This is a genomic window from Lysinibacillus sp. NPDC059133, from assembly GCF_042755925.1.
Lineage (GTDB): Bacteria > Bacillota > Bacilli > Bacillales_A > Planococcaceae > Lysinibacillus.
Genome location: NZ_JBHZDH010000057.1, coordinates 1 through 12,008, shown reverse-complemented (window position 1 = coordinate 12,008; position 12,008 = coordinate 1). Strand labels below are relative to the sequence as shown.

Annotated in this window: 9 protein-coding genes; 1 reads left to right on the top strand and 8 read right to left on the bottom strand. The window is 36.6% G+C overall.

Annotated features, from left to right (window positions below; genetic code table 11):
- Window positions 1–184 precede the first annotated feature (184 nt).
- From ACFXN8_RS22055 to ACFXN8_RS22020, 8 genes are all read right to left on the bottom strand, one after another.
- Window positions 185–316 (bottom strand): hypothetical protein, encoded by a 132-nt coding sequence (locus ACFXN8_RS22055; protein WP_376077866.1) that lies wholly within the window; start codon window positions 314–316, stop codon window positions 185–187.
- A 292-nt stretch (window positions 317–608) separates the two neighbouring features.
- Window positions 609–1,535: an ABC transporter ATP-binding protein gene (locus ACFXN8_RS22050; RefSeq protein WP_376077868.1), complete on the bottom strand. Its 927-nt coding sequence runs from the start codon at window positions 1,533–1,535 to the stop codon at window positions 609–611.
- On the bottom strand, window positions 1,528–2,583 hold the full coding sequence (locus tag ACFXN8_RS22045; RefSeq protein WP_386847667.1) for an ABC transporter ATP-binding protein: 1,056 nt from the start codon (window positions 2,581–2,583) through the stop codon (window positions 1,528–1,530). Before ACFXN8_RS22045 ends, ACFXN8_RS22050 begins: the two co-directional genes overlap by 8 nt.
- 14 nt (window positions 2,584–2,597) lie before the next feature.
- Window positions 2,598–3,518, bottom strand: a complete 921-nt coding sequence (locus ACFXN8_RS22040) for an ABC transporter permease (RefSeq protein ID WP_376077874.1) — start codon at window positions 3,516–3,518, stop codon at window positions 2,598–2,600.
- Window positions 3,518–4,447 (bottom strand): ABC transporter permease, encoded by a 930-nt coding sequence (locus ACFXN8_RS22035; RefSeq protein WP_376077877.1) that lies wholly within the window; start codon window positions 4,445–4,447, stop codon window positions 3,518–3,520. Before ACFXN8_RS22035 ends, ACFXN8_RS22040 begins: the two co-directional genes overlap by 1 nt.
- Before the next feature lie 135 nt (window positions 4,448–4,582).
- Window positions 4,583–6,235, bottom strand: a complete 1,653-nt coding sequence (locus ACFXN8_RS22030) for a peptide ABC transporter substrate-binding protein (RefSeq protein WP_386847666.1) — start codon at window positions 6,233–6,235, stop codon at window positions 4,583–4,585.
- A 1,059-nt stretch (window positions 6,236–7,294) separates the two neighbouring features.
- Entirely contained in the window at window positions 7,295–8,980 is a 1,686-nt protein-coding gene (locus tag ACFXN8_RS22025) for a methyl-accepting chemotaxis protein (RefSeq protein ID WP_386847665.1), read from the bottom strand.
- A 208-nt stretch (window positions 8,981–9,188) separates the two neighbouring features.
- A complete protein-coding gene (locus ACFXN8_RS22020; RefSeq protein ID WP_386847681.1) occupies window positions 9,189–10,886 on the bottom strand; it encodes an Rqc2 family fibronectin-binding protein in 1,698 nt (565 codons plus the stop codon).
- 681 nt (window positions 10,887–11,567) lie between these two features.
- Here ACFXN8_RS22020 and ACFXN8_RS22015 point away from each other — a divergent pair.
- On the top strand, window positions 11,568–12,008 hold a 441-nt coding region (locus ACFXN8_RS22015), incomplete at its 3' end, for a YicC/YloC family endoribonuclease (RefSeq protein WP_386847680.1).

Here is a 12,008-nt window from a genome sequence, read left to right as displayed (position 1 = left end):
AATCATTGAAAAACAGTCTTTCTTCAACATAGAAAGACTGTTTTTCATCACTGAATAGTTATCAATTTAGTTTAATAATAAAAAACACCCGTTGGAAAATCTCCAATGGGTGAAATTAAAAGTGAGACATAGCATGTACGTATCTATAAGTTGCAAGTCTCGAATTACACTAGAAGAAGTGGATTTATGACTGTATAACACATGGCTTTGGACTATGACATGGACCTGGGTATGCAGAAGCAGATACTGTGCTGACACTAATTAAAAATGCAGTGAGACATAAAGTAGAAATGATAAGCTTAATACTCTTTTTCATATTTAATCTCTCCTTTATATTTAATATTTACATTATAGTATATTAATGGTAAAAGAGGAATATGTTTTTAAATAATAAACTGCAAATTTTTATATTTCTGAATTGCGAAACATATTAATGAAAAGAACAATGGAAACTGGTTCATAATAGAGTTAGAAGTTATATGTCCAAGCTTTTTAGTATGCTAAAAGCTTAATAAAATACTACTATTTGACGTAAGTTTTTAAGTATTAGGGCAATAAAAAAACTCCCATCACAGTGTTTATACTACTGTTGATAGGAGTTAAGGTTATTATCGATTAGCAACCCAAGTTTTTACAAGATCGGCAGTGCCATAAACGTAATGCTGATCGCCAACTTCGTGGTATGTTGCGCTATCGTCAACCTCCGTATGCTTGTACGGAATACGTTGTCGGCTTTTTTCTGATATTGGGTCAGGTAGTGGAATTGCTGATAATAATGATTTTGTATACGGATGAACAGGGTGATTATAAATATCATCTGCTTTACCGATTTCCATAATTTTACCACGGTACATAACAGCGATACGGTCACTGATATACTTCACCATAGATAAGTCATGGGCAATGAAAAGATAGGTTAGGCCGCGTTCTTTTTGCAGTTGTTTTAATAAGTTAACAACTTGCGCTTGAATCGATACGTCAAGTGCAGAAATCGGTTCATCGGCGATAATAAACTTCGGATCTAAGCTTAGTGCACGAGCGATCCCAATACGTTGACGTTGACCACCAGAGAATTCGTGTGCATAACGGTTTGCGTGCTCTTTGTTTAAACCAACAGCCTCTAGTAGTTGATTAACTTTTTCACGACGCTCTTTTTTATCCTTGTAAAGACCGTGAATAGTAAGTCCTTCACTAATGATTTCTCCAGCTGTCATACGAGGGTTTAATGAAGCGTATGGATCTTGGAAAATCATTTGCATTTCACGATTAAATTTCTTTAAATCATTTTTAGATTTTTTCCCTTGGACGTTCTCACCATCGAAAATAATTTCACCATCTGTAATGTCGTACAGGCGGATAATGGAACGACCAGTTGTCGATTTACCACAGCCGGATTCTCCAACAAGACCAAGCGTCTCACCTTCGTATACATCGAAGCTAATACCATCGACAGCTTTAATAGGGTTACCTGCTGAACCGAAATGCTGCTTTAAATTTTTTATTTCAAGAATTTTTTTTGCACCCGATTTAGTCATTTGATTGTGCCTCCTTTGCTAAATATCCTTCAATACGTTTAGCAACCGCATCTGGAAGCGGAATTTTTGGCGCATCAGGATGCAGCAACCAAGTTTTAGCAAAGTGTGTTTCACTTACTTGGAACATCGGTGGCTCTTGCTCATAGTCAATAGCCATTGCAAATTCATTACGAGCGGCAAACGCATCGCCCTTTGGAGGGTTCGTAAGATCTGGTGGTGAACCAGGAATTGTGCGTAATAGCTCATCATTATCGTTATCTAAGTCTGGCATTGAACCAAGCAGACCCCATGTATAAGGATGCTTAGGATTATAGAAAATATCATTAACAGTACCATATTCAACGATTTGACCTGCATACATAACTGCAACTCGATCGGCTACGTTTGCAACGACACCTAAATCGTGGGTAATGAAAATGATAGATGTTTTCGAATTTTTTTGGATTTCTTTCATGAGCTCTAATATTTGCGCTTGAATAGTAACGTCTAATGCTGTTGTTGGTTCATCGGCAATTAGAAGCTTTGGATCAGCCGCCAGTGCGATGGCAATAACAACACGTTGACGCATACCGCCTGAAAACTCATGCGGATATTGGTTATAACGTTTTTCAGGGAAGGGGATACCTACCTGCGTTAAAAGTTCGATTGCACGTTCTTTAGCATCAGCTCTTGATACTTTTTTATGTTGTAAAATAACTTCAGTTATTTGACGTCCGACCTTCATCGTCGGGTTTAAGCTTGTCATTGGATCTTGGAAAATCATTGCAATTTCATTTCCGCGTACTTTTGACATTTCTTTATCACTTAAAGGCACTAAATCACGGCCATTAAATAAAATTTGTCCTGACTCATAAATACCAGGTGGCTGTGGAATTAGTTTCATTAATGCGTTACTCGTAACACTCTTACCAGAACCGGATTCACCAACGATCGCGAGTGTTTCGCCTTCTTTTAAGTCAAAGTTTACACCACGAACAGCACGAACAAGCCCTGCATACGTTTTAAAGTTTATTTTTAAATCTTTTACTTCTAGAATTGTTTTACTCATTTTCGGCCACCTCCTTATTTACGTAGTTTTGGATCTAATGCATCACGTAAGCCGTCACCAACTGCGTTAAACGCAAAGATTGTTAGTGAAATGAACAATGCAGGGAATATTAAACGCCAAGGCGCATTTGTAATCGCGCCATTTCCATCAGAAGCCATTGTTCCCCAAGAGGCTTGTGGAGCAGGAACCCCAAGACCTAGATAACTAAGGAAAGACTCTGTAAAAATAGCAGATGGCACTGTTAAAGTCATAGTTACTAAAATTGCACCAAGTGCATTTGGCACTAAATGTTTTAGTATTAAATGTCCTGTTCTTGCACCTAAAGTACGTGCAGCCAAAACATATTCTTGATTTTTAATAGATAATACTTCACCGCGAACAATACGGGCCATATTAATCCAACCTGTAATGGACAAAGCGATAATCATTGGTAGAATACCTTGTTGTAATACTACTAAAAGTACGATAACAACTAAAAGGTAAGGAACAGCTGTTAAAACATCGGCAATACGCATCATAATATTGTCAACACGACCACCTGCTAAACCAGAAATACTTCCCCATAATACACCAATGATCAAGTCAATAATTGCAGCAGCAAACCCGATGAATAAAGAAATACGAGCGCCAGCCCATACTCGAACGAAAACATCTCGACCTAAATCATCTGTACCAAACCAAAATTCTGATGATGGTGGGGCATTAAAAACACCTAATTGCTCTTTATAGTGGTATTGTGACAACATCGGCACGAACATAGCCATTAAAAAAATAATTATTAAAGCTATTAAACCGAAAATCGCCATTTTATTATGTGAAAAACGAATAAATACTTCCTTCCAAAAGGAGACAGATTTATCAGCTAATTTTTCAGTTGCTTCATGATTTCCGCCAACAATTTTAAACTTATCTTTTTCGATTTGTTGCTGTGTCATTACTTTTTCGCTCCTTTCAGTCTAATTCGCGGATCAATCACGCTATATAAAATATCTACGATGAAGACCGCAAATAAAAGAATGATTGAGTAGAACACAGTTGTCCCCATAATAACTGTATAATCACGGTTCGTAATACTTTGCACAAAGTGTTTACCTAATCCAGGTATCGCAAAAATTTGCTCTACAATGAAGCTACCTGTAACAACAGCAGCAGTTAATGGACCTAAATAAGTAACGACTGGTAAAAGGGCGTTACGTAAAGTATGGCGGAAGACGACCGTCCATTTGCCTAAACCTTTTGCACGAGCCATTTTTACATAATCACTATTATTTTGTTCAAGCATACTTGAACGTGTCAATTTAGCAATAAAGCCCATATGCGTTAATGCAATAGCGAAGGCTGGCAATATACTATAACTAAAGCCTTTCCATCCACTAATCGGGAATAACTGAAGTTTGTATCCAATGAAATACTGCATGAGTCCAGCTAATATAAAGGATGGAACGGAAATTCCGAGCACCGCAAAGGTCGTTGCCAAATAATCTGGCCACCTATTATGATAAAGCGCAGCAATTACACCGATTAATACACCAAATCCAATCGCTAGCAGCATTGCTTCAATTCCTAAAGTTAAAGATACAGGGAAACCCTCTGCAATCATATCATTCGTTGAACGCGCTTTATATTTCATAGATTCACCGAAATTAAAAGTGGCCGCATCGATTAAATAATCTTTGTATTGAATATACCAAGGGTTATTTAATCCATACGTTTCGTTTAACTTTTCCTCTATTTGAGGAGGGAAATTACGCTCAGATGCAAAAGGGTTACCTGGGGCAAGACGCAATAAGAAAAACGTAGCCGTTACGATGACGAAAAGCGCGAGAAGTATATACATCAGCCTTTTCAAAATATATTTAATCACATAAAACTCCTCCTTCTATTTGTCAATTATCTGACAAATTAGTGCTTTCGTATTTTAAAAAGAGCTGACTCGCGCCGCAAGGGCTACGAGGCAGCTCTCAGCTTAGAGCTTAAAAAGAAATTGTTAACAAATTATTTAATCTTTAATCTTTACGTCTTTAAAGTGGATGTCACCAGTTGGATTCGTATCTAAGTTTTCGATACCTTTTTGAACTACAGATAAGTGAGTGTAGTAGTAAATAGGTGCAACTGGGAATTCTGTCATAGCAATTGCTTCTGCTTGTTTTAAATAATCAAGACGTTTAGCTTCGTCTACCTCAGCAACTACTTTTTTCAATAAATCTTTGTATTGAGCATTTTCCCAGCCTGTTTGGTTGTTACCGTTTTTAGCTGTATCGTACATTTCAAGGAATGTATATGCGTCGATATAGTCAGCTACCCAGCCCATACGACCGATTTGATAGTCACCAGTTTTTAATTTTTCTAAATAAACTTGCCATTCTGAGTTATCTAACTGAGATGAAATACCAAGTTTTTTACTCCATTCTTCTTGAACATATTGAGCGATTGCTGCATGCCCTTCAGAAGTGTTATATGAAATGTTAACTTTAATATCTTTAGGGTCTTTAATACCAAGTTCTTTCATTCCAGCTTCAAGAGCAGCTTTTGCTCCTTCAACATCATTATCTTTGTAGTAACCACGGTCTTCTTCAAATCCAGGAACTGATAATGGAACCATACCTAGAGCCGGTTTTTGCTCACCTTTAGTTACGTTATCAATTAATGTTTGACGATCGATTGCTAGAGTAAGAGCTTTACGGATATTTGCATTAGACATAATTTTATCTTTTGTATTGAATTTATACCAATAAATACTTGCTTCGTCCTTGATTTTTAAAGAACCATCTTTTTTGAATTCATCAATTGCATTAAGGTCTACTGTTGAGAATGGTTTACCGATATAGTCAAGCGAGCCAGATTTAAAGTTAGTAGCAACAACTGACTCTTTTTCAATCATAGCGACATTGACAGTAGTAACGTCAACATTTGATGCATCCCAATAACCTTCATTTTTTGAAAGAACGATAGAATCGCTATGTTTCCAATCGCTTAATTTATAAGGACCATTTGTTACGTAATCTTTACCTGCGTCTGCGTACCATTCTTTATTAGCTTCAGTCACTTTTTGGTTAATTGGTAAATAAGTTTTGAATCCTGTTAATTCTAGGAAATAAGGAGTTGGGTTTTCTAAAGTCACGACTAAAGTTTTGTCATCTTCAGCTTTGACACCAACAGCATCAGCAGAACCGCCTGCTTCGTTGTATGCTTCAGCCCCTTTAATTGGGTAGAAAATAGAAGCATACTGTGAAAGATTTTCTGGATTTAACGCCCATTTCCAAGCGTATTCAAAGTCACCTGCTACAACTGAATCACCATTTGACCATTTTGCGTCACGTAAATGGAAAGTATAAGTCTTTTTATCATCACTTATATCCCATTTCTCAGCCATACCTGGAGTAGGAGTACCTTTTTGGTCTACAACAACTAGACCTTCAAAAATGTTAGTTAAGATTGCACTAGAATCAGTATCCGATGCAAGTCCTGGGTGTAAAGAAGGTGGTTCTGAAGAGATTGTTACATTAAGCTCTTTAGCTTTTGAGCCAGTATCTTTGTTACCGTCTGAAGATGAAGAATTATCAGACTTATCACCGCCGAAGCCACATGCAGCTAATACTAATGAGAAGACTGCAAGGACAGTTAATAATAAAAACTTTTTGTTTTTAATCATGTGAATCCCCCTTATACAATTTTAAGCCTTTTTGAAGCTCTTATTTAATATACCAAAAAATCATTGTGTACAAAATAAAAAAGATTCAAATTTATATAGTATTATCTGACATTTAAGAGGATAATAATTTTTTTCTATTCATCACATTAAAGGATAAAAGCGCTTTCATAATAATAATTTGATGTTTATTTGTTCTGAATATCAAAAATAAAATAAAAATAGAGAAATGATTTACTATACCGAAAATTCATATTCTTTAGATAATATTATTGTTATTTTGAAAATGAGTCAAAAGTCATGGTGTTGGTGCTATAAGTGGTTTGTGTGGATTTGTAGAAAATCATCGCAAAACCGAGTAATTTTGATTCTCGGAAAGGTGTTTTTTTGTAAATAATAATCTCAAAGAATGAATATTTTTATCTATTAATGATATATAAGAAACTTGTTTTGTATTTATTTAAGATTATCCGGAATAAGCTAGAAAAAAGAAGAAGTAGAGTATATGCATGAAAAAATGTGCCTTACTTAGAGAATAAATGTATGGTGTTTTAGGTGAATATGTTTTTTTGAAATAATTTACACATTACTTGAATACTCAATAATGTATAAAAAAGCGTTGCATGTAATCAATTATATGTTTGTAGGATTGAGCTTATACTGTATGGAAAAACATACCTGATTTTAGATACTTCTATGATGTTGTTTTATGTAGAAGTTCATTTGTCTTGCTAAGGTGGAAAGCTTCTACATATAGTTACTAAAAAATGTGTAAGTAGAACTTAATGAGTAGAAAATTACTTATTTTCTTATGTGGTCAATTTTACCATATTTTAATTTCGAAATGGTGGTTTTCCTAAAAATAAACAGTAGAGTAGTTTAGTTAGTAGCAATAGTTAAGGTGAACGTTTCTTTGTAAGAGCGAAGGTTTATTTTAGTCCCTATATGATGTTCGACTCTACTACTGTCGCCCTGTTGCACTCATGCTTTTGCTATCAGGAATGATGACTGAACATAAATCAAGCAGAGAATTTCTTTAATCGAAATTCTCTGCTTGCGTGTTTAAAGTTTAAATTGATTAATTTGGGTCTGTAAGTCCGAGGATTTCTCACTTAAATCTGTAGCAACATGATTTACTTGTTGCATGGTCGCCGCTTGCTCTTCACTAGCTTCGGCAATGATCTGTGTATTGGCTGCGCTAGAAGAAGCACCATGAGCAATCTCTGCAACAGAGGCTGCTACTTGTTCAGCACTTGCAGATATTTCTTCAGAAGTAGCTGAAATGTCTTCTATTTGATTTGTCATCATATTGATTGCTTTTACGATTGCTTCAAAAGAGTTGCCAGCATCCCCAATGATTTTTACACCATCTGTAACAGATTGTAGCCCATCTTCGACAGCTTTTTCTACATTTTGGGTATCTTCTTGGATTTCTTGTGTTAAGGTAATAATTTGATTGGCTGATTGCTTTGATTCTTCGGCTAGCTTACGAACTTCGTTAGCTACGACAGCGAAGCCTTTACCATGTTCACCTGCACGTGCAGCTTCTATTGCAGCGTTTAGCGCTAATAAATTCGTTTGATCTGTGATGGCTGTAATGACTGTAGTGATTCTGCCTATTTCTTCTGATTGCTTACTTAATTTTTGAACGAGATTGTTAATCGTTTGGGTAGAATCATAAATCACGTTCATTTGTTGTTGCGCTTCATCAACTGTACTATTACCGTTATTCGCCAATTCAGTTGTTGTCACTGCGCTTTGGTGGAGTTGTTGAGTAGCCTCTGCTATACGCTGTACACCTACGGCTGTTTCATCCATTGCATGTGCACTTTCATTAGCAGCAATTGTAGCGGTAGATGCCGCATTTGCTGTCCCGTTAATTCGTACAGTAATCTCATCAGCAGAAGCAGAAATCTCTTCGATAGAGGCGGATAGTTCTTCAGCAGAAGCTGATAAATGTTCCGCATTGCCTTGAATATGTGTTAATAAACCTCGTAAGCTACTTTTCATTACGTTAAATGCCGTAGATAGCTGTCCAATTTCATCTTTAGATTGATGGGAAATATCTTGATGATATAATTCGCCATTAGCAATATTATTGGCAGCCATAACTACAGATTTTAAAGGTCGTGAAATTGTACGCTGAACATAAAACATCAGTGACACTCCAAGTATTACACCAATGAAGATAGCGATGATTGAGATTGTTTGTGAATTGGACACTGCTTGTTTAGATTCTTTCGTGACAATATCAAGTTGTCTTTTTTGATAACTTACGATTTTCTCTGATACTGCTAACAAATCTGTATTTGCTTGTTGGACATCGCCATTAACTTTTTGTATCGCTTTTTCTAATTTTTCGGCATCATGAAGTGCTAGTGCTTCTTCAGCTGCTTTGTTAAAAGCTTCATTATATGTATTTAGATCTTTTGCATAAGTCTCCATTTCGGATGAATCAGATTTTTCCATCATCTCTTTTATATGCTCGTCTAGCATTCTTGCATGCTTTGTAAAGTTATCTTTATTAGCTGCTGTGTCTTCGATGAGTATTGCCCGAATGTAAAGACCTTGCATTGCTCGTTCAGTTTGAATATTATGAGCTAATTCTACTAAAGCTACACGATTTTCTAGCGCATTTTCTACCTTCTTATCAATGTTTGAGAATTGAATATACATAATCACCAATGAAATAATTAAGGTCAGGATGATGGTGAAAAAACCAAAGCTTAATTTTTTGCCTACAGACATAAAGATACGTCCTTTCTGAAATGCTATTTGCTTTTTTACTTAAATTTAGCAATTCAGAAAGGAAGAAGTCAATAACGCACGAAATAAACAGTTCGGATTAATCACAAGTTTTTTTAGTGTTACTATAATCAATAGATGTATAGTACAGATTACGTGGTTATCTCCATAAAAAAGGAACACGATACAATTCGTATCGTATTCCAACCCTTTAAGACTGTTTTTTTAATTGTAAAATGACAGCTTCATCTGGATCGATGTATACAGTCTTTTGTTCAAAGTAAATAACAAAACCAGGTTTAGCGCCATTTGGTTTTTTTACTTGACGAATATCTGTGTAATCTACTGGAACAGAGGAAGAGTCTCTTGCTTTTGAAAAATAGGCAGCAAGCGTTGCGGCTTCTCGTAATGTTGTTTCGTCAGGTTCGCTTGTATGGATGACAACATGTGAGCCAGGAATATCCTTCGTATGCAGCCAGATATCTGTACGTTTAGCCATTTTAAATGTAAGCATGTCATTTTGTTTGTTATTTTTCCCAACAGAAATCGGTACACCTGTAGAAGAGACATAACGTTCAGGCTCCGGTTTCGTTTGTTTTTTCTTTTTTCTTGCATGACGTAATTTCAAATAACCTTGCTCTGCTAATTCTTCGCGAATTTCTTCTATATCTCCAGGAGAAGCTTGTTGTACTTGTTGAGCAAGCATTTCAAAATAAGCTACTTCTTCCTTCGTTTTTTCTAACTGTTCTTGAACCATAATAAGGGCATTTTTTGCTTTTGTGTATTTTGTGAAATAGCTTTGAGCATTTTCAATAGGTGTTTTACGTTCACTCACTGGAATGGTGATTTCTTCATCTCCAGTTTCACTATAATAGTTAGTGACGGATACTTCCTTTACACCTTTTTCAAACGCGTAAATATTCGCCATCAGTAATTCTCCATATAATTGGAACTGATCTAGCTTAGATGCGCGTTCGTAGTCTTTATTTAACTTTTTAGTTTTTAATAGAAGTTTGTCAATTTCATTTTGCAGCCATCGTTCCAAATCACCAGCCTGCTGTTTGACACGGTCACGCTCAGCTCGGGCAAAGAATACGCGGTCAAGAAGCTCATGGACATTCGGATAAAGCGTTACATCCCCTTGTAAATGTGTTAGAGCAATTGGCGAAAAGTAAGTCTTATTATTTGCGATGACATACATTGGTTTTGCCCCACCATTATTAAAGGAAGCTATAAAATTTTTAAAGCCATTTACACGATCAACTGTGTCTGTAAATCGGAATAATAATTCCTCAGCATGTATAGGTGAGAAACCAGTAAATTGCGAAACAATTTCCTTAGCTGTTTTTGGTTCTGAGAAAAACATTGTTATCTGTTCGTCAGTTACTGCTAAGGGGTGCCATTTATTCTGTGCGGGCGGTGCAATATAAGGCTGACCAGGTAAAACTGTACGGAAACTATTCACAAATGGTGGTAAATGCTTTAAGCTGTCGACTATTTTTCCCTGTTCCTTATCTATTAACAACAGGTTACTGTGACGGCCCATGATTTCAGCATGTAACTCCCTTACAATAGGGTCGCCAATTTCATTTTTACTTTCGATTTCTACTATTATAATGCGATCAAAATCGTGCTGTTTAATAGAAGAAATAAAACCACCCTCTATATGCTTTCTCAACAGCATACAAAACATCGGGGGTTCTGCTGGATTGTCAATAGAATGCTCAGTAAGGTGAACACGTGCGTAAGAAGAATGAATCGAAAAAAGTAATTTATGATTGCTTCCGTTCGCACGAATATGTAGAACAACCTCCTGGGCGTTTGGTTGATGTATTTTAGTAATCCGACCTGTTACTAATTGTTGTAGGTCGGCTGTCATTGAATAAGTAAATAAGCCGTCAAATGCCATATGAATTCCTCTTTCCAACGATATAAGCATCCTTGGTACTTTCGTATTTATTATTTTAATGGTGCATTAGCTTACACTCTAAAATTCGTGTAGTAGTTACTACTATAGAGTAGCAAGCTTTTCCACCAAAGTGTGTGGTTGATTTCCGTTCCGGCTGGGCGCTTTGTTGCTGACGCTTCGCTTTCGCACAGAGCAAAGCTTCCTGGGGGCGTCCGATGAGCCGCTTCACTTCGCTCCAGGGTCTCGGGCCAACAGATGTTTTTTGCGCGAAAGCGGCACGATGCTGGTCACGAAGGCGTTATCAAAGGAAGTGATGGTTTTAGCCTTCGTTCCTCTATTGCTGATTCCCTAGGAGTCGCCCAGTCTCTACTTCAATCAACTTCTGGACATGGCATAAATTTTACCAAAGTTCAGCTCTTCTTTTGGTGATGAGTTTTTTCTTATGTTTATCATAGCATTTTTTAGGTGAATATTAAAATATAGCTTCATATGTGGTAGAATTAACTTTTGCTCTATCTTCATTCAGTAGGTGTTTATCCACCTACTGAATGAAGATAGAGCCTCCGGACGCGATTACGCCAAGGCGAAATTGATCTAATTTTTTACGGAGAGACACGTCATAAATGACAGAGCTTATGTTATAATAATCCCAGTATGCAAAGAAGGGTGTGACGAACCTTGGTGCGTAGTATGACTGGTTTTGGCAGAGGTGTCACAACAACAAGAGACTTTCAATTAACGGTAGAAATGCGCTCGGTCAACCATCGATTTTTAGAAATTAATGCAAAATTCCCGAAAGAATGGCTTGAAGCAGAAATTTTTGCGAAGAAATTAATTTCAAAAGCTTTGTCACGTGGCAAAATTGATGTGATGGTTTATGTTAAGGACTTAGATAACGTCGAGCAATCTATTGAAATTAATTGGTCATTAATTGAAGCGTATCGTAAGGCAAAAGAGCAATTAGCAGGTAAAGTACCACTAGAAGAAAAATGGACGATGCAAGAGCTACTATCGCTTGAACAAGCGCTTGTACAGGAAAAGCCACAGCTTACACCTGAGGATTTACTTTGTGCTGTTGAAAAGGCTATTACACAAGGACTGGGACAGCTAATTCAAATGCGT

Excerpts from the sequence above, each read along its gene's own strand:
- ACFXN8_RS22025 (WP_386847665.1), bottom strand. The coding sequence starts at position 8,980 with ATGTCTGTAGGCAAAAAATTAAGCTTTGGTTTTTTCACCATCATCCTG.
- ACFXN8_RS22030 (WP_386847666.1), bottom strand. The coding sequence starts at position 6,235 with ATGATTAAAAACAAAAAGTTTTTATTATTAACTGTCCTTGCAGTCTTC.
- ACFXN8_RS22045 (WP_386847667.1), bottom strand. The coding sequence starts at position 2,583 with ATGAGTAAAACAATTCTAGAAGTAAAAGATTTAAAAATAAACTTTAAA.
- ACFXN8_RS22055 (WP_376077866.1), bottom strand. The coding sequence starts at position 316 with ATGAAAAAGAGTATTAAGCTTATCATTTCTACTTTATGTCTCACTGCA.
- ACFXN8_RS22040 (WP_376077874.1), bottom strand. The coding sequence starts at position 3,518 with ATGACACAGCAACAAATCGAAAAAGATAAGTTTAAAATTGTTGGCGGA.
- ACFXN8_RS22020 (WP_386847681.1), bottom strand. The coding sequence starts at position 10,886 with ATGGCATTTGACGGCTTATTTACTTATTCAATGACAGCCGACCTACAA.
- ACFXN8_RS22050 (WP_376077868.1), bottom strand. The coding sequence starts at position 1,535 with ATGACTAAATCGGGTGCAAAAAAAATTCTTGAAATAAAAAATTTAAAG.